The 16,468-nt window shown below is 54.6% G+C and carries 13 protein-coding genes and 1 pseudogene; 9 read left to right on the forward strand and 5 right to left on the reverse strand.

The window, feature by feature from the left end:
* Window positions 1-3: 3 nt before the first annotated feature.
* From HNR75_RS13815 to HNR75_RS13825, 3 genes are all read right to left on the reverse strand, one after another.
* Window positions 4-657, reverse strand: a complete 654-nt coding sequence (locus tag HNR75_RS13815) for a methionine ABC transporter permease (protein WP_188027573.1) — start codon at window positions 655-657, stop codon at window positions 4-6.
* Entirely contained in the window at window positions 638-1,681 is a 1,044-nt protein-coding gene (metN, locus tag HNR75_RS13820) for a methionine ABC transporter ATP-binding protein MetN (protein ID WP_188027574.1), read from the reverse strand. The genes HNR75_RS13815 and metN overlap by 20 nt, the downstream gene beginning before the upstream one ends.
* A gap of 218 nt (window positions 1,682-1,899) precedes the next feature.
* Window positions 1,900-2,940, reverse strand: coding sequence for a DUF2157 domain-containing protein (locus HNR75_RS13825; RefSeq protein ID WP_188027575.1), 1,041 nt, complete (start codon window positions 2,938-2,940; stop codon window positions 1,900-1,902).
* Window positions 2,941-3,243: 303 nt separating this feature from the next.
* Between HNR75_RS13825 and HNR75_RS13830 the strand changes: the two genes are divergently transcribed.
* From HNR75_RS13830 to tldD, 8 genes and pseudogenes are all read left to right on the forward strand, one after another.
* Window positions 3,244-4,287 carry a rod shape-determining protein gene (locus HNR75_RS13830; RefSeq protein ID WP_188027576.1) on the forward strand — a complete coding sequence of 348 codons (1,044 nt, stop codon included), beginning with the start codon at window positions 3,244-3,246 and terminating at the stop codon, window positions 4,285-4,287.
* A gap of 49 nt (window positions 4,288-4,336) precedes the next feature.
* A pseudogene (mreC, locus tag HNR75_RS13835) lies at window positions 4,337-5,230 on the forward strand (rod shape-determining protein MreC); the annotation flags it as partial.
* A gap of 146 nt (window positions 5,231-5,376) precedes the next feature.
* Complete coding sequence (gene mreD / locus HNR75_RS13840) at window positions 5,377-5,868, forward strand: rod shape-determining protein MreD (protein ID WP_188027577.1); 492 nt, start codon at window positions 5,377-5,379, stop codon at window positions 5,866-5,868.
* Window positions 5,869-5,873: 5 nt separating this feature from the next.
* On the forward strand, window positions 5,874-6,467 hold the full coding sequence (locus HNR75_RS13845; RefSeq protein ID WP_188027578.1) for a Maf family protein: 594 nt from the start codon (window positions 5,874-5,876) through the stop codon (window positions 6,465-6,467).
* Window positions 6,468-6,476: 9 nt separating this feature from the next.
* Window positions 6,477-7,946 carry a ribonuclease G gene (gene rng / locus HNR75_RS13850; RefSeq protein ID WP_188027579.1) on the forward strand — a complete coding sequence of 490 codons (1,470 nt, stop codon included), beginning with the start codon at window positions 6,477-6,479 and terminating at the stop codon, window positions 7,944-7,946.
* A complete protein-coding gene (locus HNR75_RS13855) occupies window positions 7,947-11,765 on the forward strand; it encodes a YhdP family protein (RefSeq protein ID WP_188027580.1) in 3,819 nt (1,272 codons plus the stop codon). It abuts the gene before it with no gap.
* The gene (locus HNR75_RS13860; RefSeq protein ID WP_188027581.1) at window positions 11,765-12,586 is read left to right on the forward strand and encodes a carbon-nitrogen hydrolase family protein; all 822 of its coding nucleotides are present in this window, start codon (window positions 11,765-11,767) and stop codon (window positions 12,584-12,586) included. Before HNR75_RS13855 ends, HNR75_RS13860 begins: the two co-directional genes overlap by 1 nt.
* A gap of 4 nt (window positions 12,587-12,590) precedes the next feature.
* Window positions 12,591-14,036, forward strand: coding sequence for a metalloprotease TldD (gene tldD, locus HNR75_RS13865; protein WP_188027582.1), 1,446 nt, complete (start codon window positions 12,591-12,593; stop codon window positions 14,034-14,036).
* A gap of 48 nt (window positions 14,037-14,084) precedes the next feature.
* Here the strand turns inward: tldD and yjgA are convergent, their stop codons facing one another.
* Window positions 14,085-14,609 (reverse strand): ribosome biogenesis factor YjgA, encoded by a 525-nt coding sequence (yjgA, locus tag HNR75_RS13870; protein ID WP_188027583.1) that lies wholly within the window; start codon window positions 14,607-14,609, stop codon window positions 14,085-14,087.
* Window positions 14,610-14,695: 86 nt separating this feature from the next.
* Here yjgA and pmbA point away from each other — a divergent pair, with 86 nt between their 5' ends.
* On the forward strand, window positions 14,696-16,039 hold the full coding sequence (pmbA, locus tag HNR75_RS13875; RefSeq protein WP_188027584.1) for a metalloprotease PmbA: 1,344 nt from the start codon (window positions 14,696-14,698) through the stop codon (window positions 16,037-16,039).
* 43 nt (window positions 16,040-16,082) lie between these two features.
* On the opposite strand, the gene HNR75_RS13880 is transcribed toward pmbA, so the two are convergent.
* Window positions 16,083-16,412: a DUF496 family protein gene (locus HNR75_RS13880; protein ID WP_223157922.1), complete on the reverse strand. Its 330-nt coding sequence runs from the start codon at window positions 16,410-16,412 to the stop codon at window positions 16,083-16,085.
* Window positions 16,413-16,468: the final 56 nt, after the last annotated feature.

A 16,468-nucleotide genomic window follows, 5' to 3' on the forward strand; every position in this document is an offset into this window, starting at 1 on the left:
TTCTTAACGATGATCGACGCGTTTTACCAAACGCTCGCCAACGCTTTGAATCAGTTGAACCAATACGACCAGAATCGCGACAGTGATCAGCATGATGGCCGGATCAAATCGTTGATAACCATAGCGGATACCGACGTCACCGAGCCCGCCACCACCGATGGCACCCGCCATCGCCGAGTAGTTCACCAGTGCCACCAGCGTGATCACGATGGCATTCAGAATGCCCGGTAAGGCTTCCGGCAGCATCACCTTACGGATGATCTGACGGTGCGTTGCACCCATCGCCTGCGCGGCTTCAATCAGACCGGCCGGGATCTCCATCAGCGCACCTTCCACCAGACGGGCCAGAAACGGAATGGCGCCAATCGCCAGCGGTACAATCGCCGCATTGGTGCCGATACTAGTGCCGACAATCAGGCGGGTCAGCGGAATGATCGCGACCAGCAGAATAATGAACGGCACCGAACGACCGATGTTCACAATGGTACCCAGCACCTTGTTAAAGGCCGGATGCGCCGAAATCTGTCCCGGTTTGGTGATGTGCAGCGCAATCCCCAGCGGAACCCCTAAAATCGTGCCGAACAGGGCAGAGGCGAACACCATCCACAGGGTTTCACCCAGCGCCAGCAATAACAACTCATGCATGCTGCTGAACATAGCCCAATACCTCGACATCTATCTGTTGTTGCTTCAGGTAATCGATCGTCACTTGCTGTGCGTCTGCATCACCTAACAGTTCTACCAGCAGGAAACCAAAGCGGGAATGCCCGATCTGCTCAATGCTGGCACTTAAAATACTCACATCAATCCCGAACTGGCGACTGGCGTGGGAAATCGCCGGAGTATCAATGGTGTTGCCACTGAAACCTAACCGCAGCAGCGGGATCGTGCCATCGGTCTGCGTACTCTGCAGCCGTTCGCGATACGGTGCCGGGATCTCCAGATGCAGGCTGGAGCGGATAAATTCCCGGGCCAGCGGCGACTGTGCATGCGCGAAGAACCAGCCGACTTCACCCTGTTCGATGATCTGTCCCTGATCGATCAGAGCTACCACGTCACAGATACTTTTAACGACCGCCATTTCATGGGTGATCAGCAAAATGGTAATGCCCAGTTTCTGATTGATCTCTTTCAGCAACGTCAGAATGGACTGGGTGGTTTGCGGGTCGAGTGCCGACGTCGCTTCATCACATAACAATACTTTCGGTGCCGGACCCAGAGCACGGGCAATGGCGACACGCTGTTTCTGACCGCCGGAGAGCTGCGACGGATACGCCTTGGCGCGATGGCTCAGACCGACCAGCTCCAGCAGTTCGGTGACCCGGGCGGTGATCTTCTCTTTCGGCCAGTTGGCCAGCTCCAGTGGCAATGCCACGTTCTCAAATACGGTGCGTGACGAGAGCAGATTAAAATGCTGGAAAATCATGCCGATATTGCGGCGTGCCAGCGTCAGCGCCTGGGCATCCAGTGCGGTCAGGTCCACACCATCCACTTCCACACGGCCCTGTGTGGGACGTTCCAGCAAATTAACACAGCGGATCAGGGTGCTTTTACCCGCACCTGATGCGCCGATCACGCCGACAATCTGGCCGGCCGGAACATCGAGTTCTATACCTTTCAAAGCGTAAAAGGCGCTTTTCCCTTCGCCGTACACTTTTGACAGGGAAGATAACTTAATCATAAGGGAACCGTTATTTACTCAAAAATCCACCAATAGCAGGTGGTTACAGAAAATCAGACTGAATAGCGATGAGCTGTCAGGAGTTCATGCTACGAGTCATTATCAGGTATGTCAACGGACATTTGGATGTTTAGACGTCCAAAACCGGGAATCGTTATGCAAAAAACAGATATGGAAATATCATGGCTTCTTTGAGGTATCACCCGGAGCCTCCTTTTTCAGCGCCGCTGCGTCAGCAGTTCCCGCCATGCCGCAGGCAGATAGCGTTGCAGCAGTTGCTGAATTCTGGCCTCATGGCGCTGCCACAGCAGGCCAAGCCAGATAATACCCAGGCCGATCAGCGAGAGGACAAACGGAAAAACCAGACTGTCCCTGAATAGATCCCAGGCCAGATAACCAAGATATCCCGCGACGCCCATACCACCAAACACGGCAAAGACACGCCGCCCAATCATGCCGCCGGTCGCGATGAGCAGCAGATTGATCAGGCAGTAACCCAGCTTGCTCAGTTCGCTGTCAGAATGTTGCATGGATAAACTGCCCCAGAAGGCCATTAGTCCGAACAGATAGAGCCACCAGGCAAAATCAAGGGTGTGGCGGGTTCGCAGATCGATATAAAACGCCAGGCACAGCATCAGCAGACCCACCACCATGGAAACCTGCTGCCGGTGATGCCAGCTGTAATCCTCATCCTGAAACAGGAACGGCGTCAGGTCCATGCTCAGATACCACAACACCACCGCCAGAGGCATCACCATAAATGGTAACCGGTATCGCCACAGCAGGAGGGCACCGAACAGCAAGGTGCCCAGTTCCATCATCAGCCAGCGCCAGTCGATGTAGCGGTGGAAATCGCGGTATTCGGTATGCGCGGCACCATTCCAGTAGCCCAGGTGTGCCTGCAGCCCGTAAATCGCCAGCGGTACCATGGTGACGGCCAGTGCGGCGAGTAATCCGGCAGGGACCGGTTGCCGCTGTTGCCACAATAACCAGTCCGCGACCAGACAGGCGGCAATGCCGTAGCCACAGGCGATGAGAAAAATGCCGATGCCGCCAAAGGCGTCCCAGCCAAGGGTCATAAACAGGCTCATGGCAGCGATAGCGATGAGTCCGCCCAGATAGAACAGAATATGGGTCGCACGGAAGGAGGCATTTTCCGCCGGCAGATTTTGCAGATAGTTCCAGAGCGGTGTGATTTGTTCGGGGGTGAGTAACCCCTTCTCGCTGGCCTGTTGCAGGTGCCGTTGTTTCAGCTCCATTCATCCATCCTGATAAGACGATCGCAGATCTTCAGCCTTTAGTATACGTGACGCTTTCTTTTTCAGGCAGATAAGTGTTATTCATGCTTGCTGCAGCGGCGGAGAAAAAAGAGTGAGTATTATATCGGCACGGATTGACTAATTTAGCGGCAGGAAGTGATTAGTAATTAATAATCGTCTGATTAAGCAAAGATCGGACAGAATCCGGTTTTCTTCTGTGCCGGACGCTTGCTGATCAGGGCCGGGATTGGTAAAGTGAGCCGTTTTTCATATATCCCGTAATTAATCAGGATCCCCCGCATCATGTTCAAGAAGCTCCGTGGTCTGTTTTCCAACGATCTTTCGATCGATTTGGGTACCGCTAATACACTGATCTATGTTAAGGGCAAAGGTATCGTCCTGAACGAACCTTCTGTGGTTGCCATTCGTCAGGAACGCGGTGGTGCCGCTAAATCTGTCGCTGCGGTTGGTCATGCTGCCAAAATGATGTTGGGGCGTACCCCGGGTAATATCGCGGCGATCCGTCCGATGAAAGATGGGGTTATTGCTGATTTCTCGGTAACCGAGAAGATGCTGCAGCATTTCATCAAACAGGTTCACGAAAATAACCTGATGCGTCCAAGTCCTCGCGTACTGGTTTGTATCCCTTGCGGAGCCACCCAGGTTGAACGCCGGGCGATCAAAGAATCAGCTCAAGGCGCGGGTGCCAGGGAAGTTTATCTGATCGAAGAGCCAATGGCGGCAGCAATCGGGGCAGGTCTGCCGGTATCTGAAGCCGCGGGTTCGATGGTAGTGGATATCGGTGGTGGTACCACTGAAGTTGCCATCATTTCTCTGAACGGTGTGGTTTATTCGTCCTCTGTCCGTATCGGCGGCGACCGTTTTGATGAAGCGATCATCAGCTATGTGCGTCGTAACTACGGCAGCCTGATTGGTGAATCGACCGCAGAACGTATCAAGCATGAAATCGGTTCAGCGTATCCGTGTGATGAAGTGCGTGAAATTGAAGTTCGCGGCCGTAACCTGGCGGAAGGGGTACCGCGCAGTTTCACTCTGAATTCCAACGAAATTCTGGAAGCGTTGCAGGAACCTCTGAGTGGTATCGTCAGTGCGGTCATGGTGGCGCTGGAACAATCCCCGCCGGAACTGGCTTCCGACATCTCCGAAAAGGGGATGGTGCTGACCGGTGGTGGTGCGCTGCTGCGTAACCTGGATCGTCTGCTGATGGAACATACCGGTATTCCGGTGGTTGTGGCGGATGATCCGCTGACCTGTGTTGCCCGTGGTGGTGGTCGTGCTCTTGAGCTGATCGACATGCACGGTGGTGACCTGTTTCATTACGAATAACTGAGTCTGTCCGGCGTGGCATAACGACTGCTCCGGACTGATAGCATCCATGCGGACTATTTTCGGCAGGGGTTCATCCCTGCAACTCCGGTTATTTATCACTGTGCTGCTGTCACTGGCGGGCATCGTTGCGGATGCCCGTTTTCATCTGTTTGACGGCATGCGTCTTTACATCAATACCTTTGCCAGCCCGTTACTGCACCTGGCTAGTGTTCCCCGCGATGTGGTCGAAGAGGCCAGCCTGCAACTGAAATCCCGCAGTGAATTGCTGAAAGACAATCAGCAACTGCAGCAACAGCTTTTTCTGTTGCGCAGCGATCTGCTACGCATGGCGGAACTGAGTCAGGAAAACCGCCGTCTGCGTGAATTGCTTGGCTCGCCGGTGACGCAGGATTCCCGCAAGCTGGTGGCCCGGATCCTGTCTGTGGACTCCGATCCCTTTGTCTATCAGGTCGTGATCGATAAAGGCATTGAGCACCATGTCTATGAGGGACAGCCGGTCGTCAATGATCAGGGTGTTATCGGTCAGGTGGTCAGTGTCGGTAAAACCTCAAGCCGGGTATTGCTGATTACCGACGTCAGTCATGCCTTGCCGGTGCGGGTATTACGTAATGATTTGCGCGCGATCGCGGCCGGAACCGGCAATATCAATGAGCTGACCCTGAATAATCTGCCTCGTAACGTGGATATCCGGGATGGCGATATTCTGGTGACCTCGGGCATGGGTGGCCATTTCCCGGAAGGGTATCCGGTGGCGAAGATCACCCGGATGGCGAATGAAGAACAGAGTCCGTTTGCCGAAATCAAGGCTGAACCGCTAGCGACGCTGGACAGACTGCGTTATGTCCTGCTGCTTTGGGAAGATGCCAAAGCCATGGGACCGTTGCCGGTCATGAGTGAGGCTTCTTCTGCGGCGGCAGCAACCTCTGCGGCGATCTCGACTTCTGCCGCAACCGCCACGGTACCGTCACCATCCCTGGAACAAACCCCGGAGAAGGGGCAGAAAATCGGCGCTGAAGTTACGTCGGCTGCAAAAAATAAATCCGTATTCATGACATCCGGAAAAGAGAAGCATCAGGAGCAGAGATAATGAGCGGCTCATTGACCGGTCATGGTAAAGGTTCAATCTATTTAACACTGATTGTGGCGATTATTCTGGCAATGGTGCCATTGCCGGTCGCAATCGATATGTTCCGCCCGGACTGGGTGGCATTGGTTGTCCTGTATTGGGTTATAGCATTACCGCATCATCTGAGCATTGTCAGTGCCTGGGTGGTGGGACTGATCATGGATATTCTGCTGGGTTCGACTCTGGGGATCCATGCGCTGGGAATGGCGGTCACGACCTATGTGGCTGCGGCGCAATACCAGAAGATCCGTAATTTCTCTGTCTGGCAACAGGCGCTGGTAATGGGATCCCTGATCTTCATCGGCCAGTTGCTGATTTTCTGGGTGGAGCATCTGTTTGCCTCGCCCCGCCTCAATACCCGTTTTGTCTGGGCATCGCTGAGTTCCACGCTGCTTTGGCCTTCGGTCTATCTCTTTCTGCGGTATATCCGCCGCCGATTCAACATCAGGTAAACATTATGTCAGCCTGCGCCGTTTTATATCTGGCATCGGCCTCACCCCGCCGCCGGGAGCTGTTATCACTGCTGGATTACCCTTTTGACGTGCTGGCAGTGGATGTCGAGGAACAACGGCAACCCGATGAATTACCGGCTGAGTATGTGCAGCGTCTGGCCCGGGATAAATCGCAGGCCGGCTGGCTGGCCTGCGGTGGCCAGAAACCGGTATTAGGTGCCGACACCATCGTGGTTTTTGAGCAAGAAGTGCTGGAAAAACCACGGGATTTCGCCGATGCTCAGCGTATATTGCAGTTATTGTCAGGTAATACCCATACCGTGATGACGGCGGTGGCGCTTTCTTCGGAACTGGACTGTGAAGTGGTACTGGTCAGTTCGCAGGTCACGTTCCGTAAATTAACGCCGGAAGAGATCCGTCGTTACTGGCAAAGCGGCGAACCGGCGGATAAAGCCGGGGCCTATGGCATTCAGGGTATTGGCGGGAAGTTCGTCAGTCATCTCAGTGGCAGTTATTCCGCTGTGGTGGGATTGCCGCTGCTGGAAACCGATTTGTTACTGCAAAAAGTATTGTCACCACTCATGACGTCAGATTATTAAGGCTGAACTATGTCAACCGAATTGCTGGTCAACGTAACCCCTTCCGAGACCCGTGTCGCGCTGGTGGATCATGGCATGTTGCAGGAAGTGCATATTGAGCGCCAGGCCAAACGCGGGATTGTCGGTAACATATACAAAGGCAAAATCAGCCGGGTATTACCCGGTATGCAGGCCGCGTTTGTCGATATTGGCATGGATAAAGCCGCATTTCTGCACGCCTCCGATATTGTGCCGCACACCGAATGTGTGGATGTAAAAGAGAAAGAGCACTTTCAGGCCGGTAATATTGCCGAACTGGTTCGCCAGGGGCAGGACATCATGGTACAGGTGGTGAAAGATCCCATGGGCACCAAAGGTGCCCGTCTGACCACGGATATCACGCTGCCGTCCCGTTATCTGGTGTTTATGCCGGGCAGTGCGCATGTCGGGGTTTCACAACGCATCGACAGTGAAGAAGAGCGTGAGCGCCTCAAGCAGATCGTGAGTAACCATGTCGACGAACTGGGCGGTTTTATTGTCCGTACGGCGGCCGAAGGTGTCGGTGAGAAAGAGCTGGAACAGGACACCATCTTCCTGAAACGCTTATGGCGCAAAGTGCTGGAACGCCGGCAGAAATATCCGACCAGTCATGTGCTGTACGCCGAGTGGAGTCTGGCCTTCCGTATCCTGCGTGATTTTGTGGGTGATGAACTGGACAGGATCCGGGTCGATTCACGGCAGACTTACGAGCAACTGGCGCATTTCACCGATGAATTCGTACCGGAAATGGCTGGCAAACTGGATTACTACTCCGGGGAGTCGCCGATTTTTGACTTGTATGATGTCGAGAATGAGATTCAGCGTGCGCTGGAGCGCAAGGTCGAGCTGAAATCCGGCGGTTATCTGATCATTGATCAGACCGAAGCCATGACCACGATTGATATCAATACCGGTGCGTTTGTTGGTCACCGCAATCTGGAAGAGACCATCTTCAACACCAACATTGAAGCGACTGCCGCCATTGCGCGTCAGTTGCGGCTGCGTAATCTCGGCGGCATTATCATTATCGATTTCATTGATATGCAGAGTGAGGATCACCGCCGCCGCGTCCTGCAAAGTCTGGAACAGGCTCTGGCAAAAGATCGCGCCAAAACCGGGGTGAATGGTTTCTCGCAACTCGGGCTGGTTGAAATGACGCGTAAGCGTACCCGGGAAAGTCTGGAGCATGTCCTCTGCTCCGAATGTCCTGCCTGCAAAGGCCGGGGACGGGTGAAAACCGTGGAATCCGTCTGCTACGAGATTCTGCGTGAAATTCTGCGCGTCAACCGGGCGTATGATGCCGACCAGTTTGTCGTGTACGCCTCACCGGCAGTGGCGGAAGCGTTGCGTGGTGATGAATCCCATAGCCTAGCGGAGCTGGAGGTGTTCATCAGCAAACAGGTCAAGGTGCAGCCTGAGCCCTTGTACAACCAGGAGCAGTATGACGTGGTGATGATGTAAGTGAACTGGCGTGGCATTGTGCGTGGCGGCGCTGTTTTCCTTTCCGTTATTCTGATGCTGCTGGCAGTGCTGGTTACCGCGCTGCGCTTTGGACTGCCCGATTTACAGCCGCATCGGGACTGGATACTGAAACAGTTATTGCCGGATACGGTGTCATCCGCATCAGTAGCGCAGATTGGCTGGCGCTGGCAGGATTATGGCCTGCAACTGGAACTGCGCGATGTGGCGTTACGGCAGCAAGGCGCCGTCCCGTTTGAGCTCAGTGCCAAGCAGCTGCAATTGCACTGTAATCCGTTCCTGCAGTTCTGGAAAACACACGGTTGTCTGGCCACGCTGCAGGCAGATCAACTGCAACTGACACTGAACTTGCCTAAAGCGGCGGCATCGTCTGCCGAAAGCCCTGACCTGAATGACGTCCTGCCGCTGTTACTGGAGCAGTTCGCGCAGGCCAATATTACCGACAGTCAGATCCGGTTATTCCGTCAGCAACAGTTACTGGCGGAATTTCATATCGATCAGCTCTATGCGGAAAACCGGGGCGGAGCGCACAAGCTTTTTTCCCGTATCTCCGTGGCACAGCAGGCCCTGGTCGTGCCGTTATTGCTGCAGGCGGAATTGCAGGGCGCAGCGCGTCAGGATGCCCTGCAGGGACATATCTATCTGGCGACAGAACCGCATGCCAGCAAACAGCCGGGGGCCTTGTTGCCCACGCCGCTGGCAGTCAATGCACAATCTATCCACGGTTCACTGGCGTTTCAGCTCTGGCTGGAGCGGCAACCTGGTCAGTGGCAGAGCGCATTGCTGCAACTGGGTTTAAACCGTCTTGGCTGGCAGCAGGCCGAACAGCAGCACAGCCTGGAACTGCAGGGTGGAGAAATCGTCTGGCAGCGTCATGCCGATGACTGGCAGCTATACAGCCAGGGATTGCAATTACACAGTGATAATCAGCCCTGGCGGTCATGGCAACTGCAACTGAACAAGCAGGCTGAACAATACACCGGGCAAATGGATCCGTTGCTGCTGAGTGAATTGACTCCGCTGGCGGGGATGTTGCTGCCGGTGGAGTCGGCTGCGTCAGAAGCGCTGCGGACGCTGACGCCGCAGGGCCGGCTGAGCGAATTCCGTTTTTCCCGCGATGAAGCACAGGACAGCTGGCAGTTCAGCGGGCAGATGGAGCAGTTACAGTGGCAGCGCTGGCGCATGATTCCCGGGCTGCATGATGTGGACGCCTCTTTCCATCTGTCGCCACAGGGCGTAGCTCTGACGGTCCAACAGTTAAAACCGCAGACATGGGATTTGCAGCCCTATTTTGAAAAGCCATGGCCGGTAGAGGCGTTTTCGGCCGTTCTGAACTGGCAGAAATTGAGTGATGGCTGGGCATTAACTGCGGAACAGGTGCAACTCAAAACCGACGTGGTTACCACCGCAACCCAATTCCGTCTGAGTCAGGAAGGAAAACAGCCCCTGTTTCTGGCGCTGGACAGCGGTGTTGATCTGAAAGATGCCAGTCAGGCGCATTACTATTTTCCGCACGGTGCCATGGGCGAGCCGGTGATCAAGTACCTGACCAGTGCATTACAGGGCGGGCATGCTGAAAATGCCCGCATCCTGTGGCATGGCGCCTTCCGTGATTTTCCGTTCAAAGAGAAAAACGGCATCTTCCAGGCATGGGTGCCGTTACGTGATGCCACTTTCCAGTTCGGTGCCGGCTGGCTGCCGTTACGCGAAATGTCACTGGACTTGTTGTTTGAGAATGATCGTCTGGATATGCAGGGCGATCACGCCCTGCTCGGTGATGCCAGTTCGCCGCGCCTGCATGCCTGGTTTCCGAAACTGGCACCAGGTGCCCGTCTGTACATTGATGCCGATATTGCCGGGACCGGTGAAGCGGTCAGCGATTATCTCTACCGCTCTCCGCTGCAGAATTCCGTTGGCAGTGCGCTGCAGGCCGTCCGCATACAGAAGCCATTAACCGGTGAGCTGAAACTGGATATTCCGATGGATGGCAGTCAGGTTAAGGTCAATGGCAAAGTAAAACTGGCAGGAAACAGTTTGTATCTTCCGAGTCTGGATTTACCACTGGAGCAGTTGCAAGGCGAACTGAGCTTCGATGACAATAAAACAGCGATAGAAGAACTGCAGGCCACCTTATGGGGGCAGCCATTGCGCGTGCAGTATGCCGGTGAACAACAAGCCGATGAATATCAGGTCAAATTGGGTCTGCAGGGAGAGTGGGATAGTCAGCGCGACAAGGTATTACCGCAGTTGGCGCACCAGACGCTGCAGGGGCGGGCAAACTGGCAGGGCACACTGGATCTGCATCTGTATAAGGGCGGGCATTATTATTACGATGCCCGACTGACCAGCCCACTGACATCGCTGGCGCTGGATTTGCCGGCACCGTACAACAAACCAGCCGGCCGCAACTGGCCGCTGCAGGTCAAAGTCAGCGGTAACCAGAACAGCAGCGTGATCAATGGATCGCTGAATCATGAATGGCAGTTGCAGGCGGACTGGGCTCCGGACCAGAAACAGTTCCGCCGTTTCTGGCTGGATAATCAGGTGATTGAGCGCAGTACCGGCCCCCGTTTACCGTTCTCGGTCAGCGCCATTCTGAGTGAGGCTGATGTTTCTGCCTGGCTGGACTGGTGGCAGCGCTGGCCGAAAAATGGGCTGCAGACCGTCAATCAGCTGTTTCCAAGCGTCGGTGCGGTAGATGTACGGGTGGATAAACTGCATCTGGCGGATCAGCTATGGCGCGATGTCCGGTTTAATATGAGCCCGGATCGTGATGGTAACCGTATCTGGCTGGAGAGCAGTAAAGCGCAGGGTATGATTCATCTGCCGGCTAGCAAGAAGAAACCGATCCGTATTGATATGGCCCGTCTCTACTGGGCTGACAGTGGTGAGGACAAGCCAGCAGAACCGCCGATGAGCCTGAGTACACAACAGGCATGGCTTGCGCGCTGGCCGGACTTATTGTTTAGCTGTCAGGACTGTCGTTATGGTGGCAATACGCTGGGGCAGTTCCGTGGGCATTTGTCTCCGGTAAAACAGGGTGGCGAGATCCGGGATCTGCACTGGCAGGTCGCCAATTCACACTTTGATGGCCAGGCGAGCTGGCTGATCAACAACTATCAGCCGCTCAGCGCGCTGAAAGGCAAATTTGTCAGCAATAATACCGAAGTCTTTCTTGGTCATTTTGGTTTTGATCCCGGGTTGACCGGTACAAAAAGTGAAATGGATATTGATGTTTCCTGGCCCGGAGCATTGATTCAGCCCCGGCTGGAAGCGTTGAGCGGTCAGATCAGCGCGGAAACTGGCGAAGGCGTGTTGCGGGAAGTGAATAATACCGGTGGTAACCGTTTATTGTCGTTGTTCTCACTGAATGCCATTGTGAGTCGTATCAGTTTCGATTTTCGTGATATTTTCGGTGATGGCCTCTATTTCAAAAAAATAAGCTTCAGCGGCAAACTAGACCGGGGTGTGTTGCGTAATGATGATCTGTTGCTGGAAAGTCACTCCGGTGAACTGAAAGGACATGGTCTGGTCGATCTGGGGCGGAAAACGATCGATTATCAGGTGACGTTCTCACCGACACTGACCGGCGGCTTCGGGGTTGCCACGGCATTTGCTATTACACCGATCACCGGTATTGCGGTACTGGCAGCGACGACGATTCTGCAACCGGTCTTTGATGTGATTACGCAGGTCAGTTATTCCGTCAACGGTAATATCGCGAAACCGGTGATTACCGAACTGGGCCGTAAACAGGAAAAGGTCAAACTACCTTCACCCAAGACAGAGGAGAGCAAGTAATGCAGCTGGTTGCTTTACAACTCAATGCTCAGGCTGACTGGTTACATAACCGGGCTCAGATCGCGGCGTTGTTGCAGCGTTTGCCATTGGAACGTCCCTGTCTGGTTTTATTACCGGAAAACTTTGCCTGCATGGGGGCTCCCCGAGATTATCAGCAGTTAGCCGAATCGGTAGGTGATGGCCCGGTACAACATCAGCTGAGAGAATGGGCCCGAGAATTTGATATCTGGCTGGTTGCCGGTTCTCTGCCTACCCGGGTCCCGGACGAATTACGCACGCATACCACGTCACTGGTGTTTAACCCGCAGGGTGAGCTGGTGGATTTTTATCACAAACTGCATCTGTTTGATGTCGATGTGGCGGATGCCCGCGGACGTTATCGCGAATCCGATTCCTTTGTGCCGGGAAATGATACCTGTGTGGTGCCATCGCCGTTCGGCGGTCTGGGTCTCAGTATCTGTTATGACGTGCGTTTTCCGGAGCTGTACCGCTTACTGCGTCAGCAGGGAGCCGATATTTTACTGGTGCCGGCGGCGTTCACCAAAGTGACGGGGCAGGCCCACTGGCTGCCGCTGTTACAGGCGCGGGCAATTGAAAATCAGTGTTATATCGTGGCCGCCAATCAGTGTGGCAGTCATGACGGAAATCGTGAAACCTGGGGGCACTCGGTGATTATTGCGCCCTGGGGGGATGTACTGGCTCAGCAAGGCACGCAGCCCGGCGTGATTGCGGCCACGCTGGATCCACAACAAACGGAACATATCCGCAAATCAATGCCGGTCCAGCTGCATGCCAGACTGACACCGGCCTGGAGAGAATAATTTAATGTTGTTATCGCAAGTCAGCGAACGGTTATTGGCCGTAAACGGTCTGGATCAGGACATTCTGGCACAGCAGTTGCGTCAGTTGATGAGTCATCAGATTGATTTCGGTGATTTCTATTTCCAGAGCGGTGTGCATGAGTCCTGGATCCTGGAAGATGGCATTGTCAAAGACGGTAGCTATAACATTGAGCAGGGCGTCGGCGTCCGTGCGATCAGTGGCGAAAAGACCGGCTTTGCCTATTCCGATGAACTGAGTCTGAATGCGCTGCAGCAGGCCGTTATTGCCGCCCGCGGTGTCGCCGGGAGTGGCGGCGATGGCCAGATCAGGGTCTGGCAGCCAGGCAGTCCGCAGGCACGCTATCCGGCGGTAGACCCGTTACCCGGATTGGTTCAACCGCAAAAAATTGCCTTGCTGGAAGAGCTGGATCAGTTTGCCCGTTCGCTTGATCCCCGGATCACGCAAGTCATGGCCTCGTTATCCGGGGTGTATGAAGAAGTGCTGATTGCGGCAACCGATGGTACGCTGGTGGCGGATATCCGGCCACTGGTACGACTCAGCGTGACCGTGCTGGCAGAGCAGAAAGCCCGGCGTGAACGAGGCAGCGCCGGTGGCGGTGGTCGCTGTGGCTATGATTATTTCTTTGAAGTGGAGCATGGCGAAAGTCGCGCCCGTGGTTATGTCCGGGAAGCTGTGCGTCAGGCGCTGGTTAATCTGGAAGCGGTGGATGCGCCGGCCGGCATGATGCCGGTGGTGCTGGGTGCCGGCTGGCCGGGTGTGTTGCTGCATGAAGCAGTGGGACATGGTCTGGAAGGCGATTTCAACCGTAAAGGTTCCTCTGCCTTCAGCGGTAAAATCGGACAACAGGTGGCATCAAAACATTGCACGATTGTTGATGACGGTACCATCATGGGGCGTCGTGGGTCACTGACAGTGGATGACGAAGGCACGCCAACTCAGCATACCGTACTGATCGAGAATGGGATTCTGAAAGGCTATATGCAGGACAAGCTGAATGCGCGGCTGATGGGTGTCTCCTCCACTGGCAATGGTCGCCGTGAATCGTACGCGGCCTTGCCGATGCCACGCATGACCAATACCTATATGCTGCCGGGCGAGTATGATCCGCAGGAGATCATCGCGTCCGTGAAGAAAGGCATTTATGCGCCGAATTTCGGTGGTGGTCAGGTTGATATTACCTCCGGCAAATTCGTGTTCTCCGCGTCGGAAGCCTATCTGATCGAAGATGGCAAAATCACGGCACCGATCAAAGGAGCCACGCTGATTGGCAATGGTCCGGAAGCGATGCAGCAGGTGTCGATGGTGGGCAATGATCTGGCATTGGATCGCGGTGTCGGTGTCTGTGGCAAGGATGGTCAGAGTGTGCCGGTAGGTGTCGGTCAGCCGACACTGAAACTGGACGAAATGACGGTCGGTGGTACCCGGTAATAACGAAAACGGCGTGGTATTCCACGCCGTTTTGGTCTGCGATATCGCTTAAAGCTGAGCCTCGAAATGCTCACGCAGATATTTGAACAATTCGCGGAACGCCACCGGGGGCTGATTGGCGGCCTGTTCTTTTTTGGCTTTGCTGATTAACTGACGCAGTTTCTGCCGCTCCAGGGTATGGCATTCCGCCAGCACGGCATTGATGGCTTCGTCACCTTCGCTCAGCAGACGATCGCGCCATTTTTCCAGTTTATGCAAGCGGGTGTTGGTACTGTTGTTGCGGCTGCGGATCTGATCCAGTACCGCTTTGATGTCTTCAATATCCCGGTTGCGCATCAGCTTGCCGATATATTGCAGATGACGGCGAAACGCTTCATGTTTGCCCTTCAGCTTATGGCCGGTGGCGATAGCGTCGGTCAGATCTTCATCCAGTGGCACGCGCTCCAGTTCGGCAGGCTTTAAGTTCACCAGCTCCTCGCCCAGTTTCTGCAGCGCAGTGGCTTCACGTTTCAGCTCGCTTTTACTGACGTAATCGTCATCCCAGTCGTCCTGGGTCTGTTTCTGATGATTCATGGTGTCACTCTTCTCTTTATTCCTCTCTTATATGGTAACAGGTATCTGTGATAGCCTGTGAAAAAATGCAGTCGGATCAGGCGAACATGAATTCTCAGGAACAGGTTTTACAGGAACAGCACAAACTCGAACAGGTCATTTCGGATGCGCTGCAGATTGCGCAGGAGCTCGGTGCGGATACGGCCGAAATCTCGATCAGCAAGCAGACCGGTATTTCGGTGAATACCCGGGGCGGTGAAGTCGAGAATATTGAATTTAACAAAGATGGCGCACTTGGCATTGCGGTCTATCGGGATGGTCGCAAAGGCTCATCATCGACCGCCGATCTCAGCACCGCCGCTATCCGTCGTTGTATTGAAGCCTCGCTGGAAATATCACGCTATACCGCAGTGGATGTCTGTGCCGGGCTGGCTGAACGCGAGCTGATGGCCTGGGATGCGCCGGAGCTGGCACTGCTGTATCCGGTGGCCCTGGATCCGCAGTACGGAATTGAACTGGCGCGTCGCTGCGAGCAGCATGCATTGTCACTGGATAAGCGGATCAAGCAATCGGACAGCGGCAGTTTCTCCAGTCACCATGGCATCAAGGTCTATGGCAATACCCATGGTTTTGTCAAAGGCTATGCCGCCAGCCGTCACTCGCTGAGTTGCGTGCTGATCGGAGAACTGGATGGCGATATGCAGCGTGATTACAGCTACAGTACGGCGCGCGAGCTGAGTGACCTCTGGACACCGGAACGTATTGCGGAAGAGGCGGTGCAACGTACGGTGTCGCATCTCGGCGGCCGTAAAATCGCTACTACCGAAGTGCCGGTACTGTTCCTGCCGGAAGCCGCGAACAGCCTGTTCGGCCATCTGGTTTCCGCGATCAGTGGTGGCAACCTGTACCGTAAGTCCTCGTTCCTGCTGGATAGCCTGGGCCAATCCCTGTTCCCGGCCTGGCTGCAAATCAATGAATATGCACATCTGCCGAAAGGGCTGGCCAGTTCGCCGTTCGACAATGAAGGGGTCCGGACCTGTGACCGGGCCATCATTCAGGACGGTGTGTTGCAGACCTATCTGCTGACCGCCTATTCCGGCCGTAAACTGGGCATGCAATCAACCGGTCATGCCGGTGGGATCCATAACTGGCGCGTTGACGGTCAGGGACAGACACTGGACGCGCTGATCAAGCAGATGGGGACCGGTCTGGTCGTCAGTGAGCTGATGGGGCAAGGGGTCAATATCGTGACCGGCGATTATTCACGCGGCGCGACCGGCTTCTGGGTGGAAAACGGTCAGATCGCGTATCCGGTGGAAGAGATCACCATTGCCGGTAATCTGAAAGAGATGTTCAGCCAGATCGTTGCCGTCGGCAGTGATATCGATCCCCGCTGCAGTCTGCAAAGCGGTTCCGTGCTGATTGAGCGGATGAAAATCGCGGGCAATTAAGGCGGGATGACAGACGGCGCCAGGGCCGTCTGTTAAGCAGGAATTACTCCGGGGTGCCTTCTTTACGGAAGGTGCGCGGGAAGTTACGCAGTTGTTTGCTGGCTTCGCGACGCTGTTTGGACAGCTCGGCACCCACGATGGTCAGATCATCCACGCGATCTTCGTAATCGCCTTTCATGTTGTGGATGATTTCCAGAATATCTTCGTAGCTCATGCCTGGTTTCAGGTATTCGGTCAGGTTAGCCAGCAGTGCAACACGTTTCTGGTTGTCACGGATTTTGCGGGCATTGTCTTCGATTTCGCGGGTCAGTTTGTTTTTCAGACGAGCCACGCGTACGAATTCCAGAATGTTATTCATTTCGTTGTTTTGCATTGTGTTGTCCACCATATTTCAGCTTGTTGATTCTTCGCTCTGACCACTGTTTTGTT

Origin of the sequence: Tolumonas osonensis (assembly GCF_014202415.1) — a bacterium.
Classification (GTDB): Bacteria; Pseudomonadota; Gammaproteobacteria; order Enterobacterales; family Aeromonadaceae; genus Tolumonas; species Tolumonas osonensis.

Excerpts from the sequence above, each read along its gene's own strand:
- HNR75_RS13815 (WP_188027573.1), bottom strand. The coding sequence starts at position 657 with ATGTTCAGCAGCATGCATGAGTTGTTATTGCTGGCGCTGGGTGAAACC.
- metN (WP_188027574.1), bottom strand. The coding sequence starts at position 1,681 with ATGATTAAGTTATCTTCCCTGTCAAAAGTGTACGGCGAAGGGAAAAGC.
- HNR75_RS13825 (WP_188027575.1), bottom strand. The coding sequence starts at position 2,940 with ATGGAGCTGAAACAACGGCACCTGCAACAGGCCAGCGAGAAGGGGTTA.
- HNR75_RS13830 (WP_188027576.1), top strand. The coding sequence starts at position 3,244 with ATGTTCAAGAAGCTCCGTGGTCTGTTTTCCAACGATCTTTCGATCGAT.
- mreD (WP_188027577.1), top strand. The coding sequence starts at position 5,377 with ATGAGCGGCTCATTGACCGGTCATGGTAAAGGTTCAATCTATTTAACA.
- HNR75_RS13845 (WP_188027578.1), top strand. The coding sequence starts at position 5,874 with ATGTCAGCCTGCGCCGTTTTATATCTGGCATCGGCCTCACCCCGCCGC.
- rng (WP_188027579.1), top strand. The coding sequence starts at position 6,477 with ATGTCAACCGAATTGCTGGTCAACGTAACCCCTTCCGAGACCCGTGTC.
- HNR75_RS13860 (WP_188027581.1), top strand. The coding sequence starts at position 11,765 with ATGCAGCTGGTTGCTTTACAACTCAATGCTCAGGCTGACTGGTTACAT.
- tldD (WP_188027582.1), top strand. The coding sequence starts at position 12,591 with ATGTTGTTATCGCAAGTCAGCGAACGGTTATTGGCCGTAAACGGTCTG.
- yjgA (WP_188027583.1), bottom strand. The coding sequence starts at position 14,609 with ATGAATCATCAGAAACAGACCCAGGACGACTGGGATGACGATTACGTC.
- pmbA (WP_188027584.1), top strand. The coding sequence starts at position 14,696 with ATGAATTCTCAGGAACAGGTTTTACAGGAACAGCACAAACTCGAACAG.
- HNR75_RS13880 (WP_223157922.1), bottom strand. The coding sequence starts at position 16,412 with ATGCAAAACAACGAAATGAATAACATTCTGGAATTCGTACGCGTGGCT.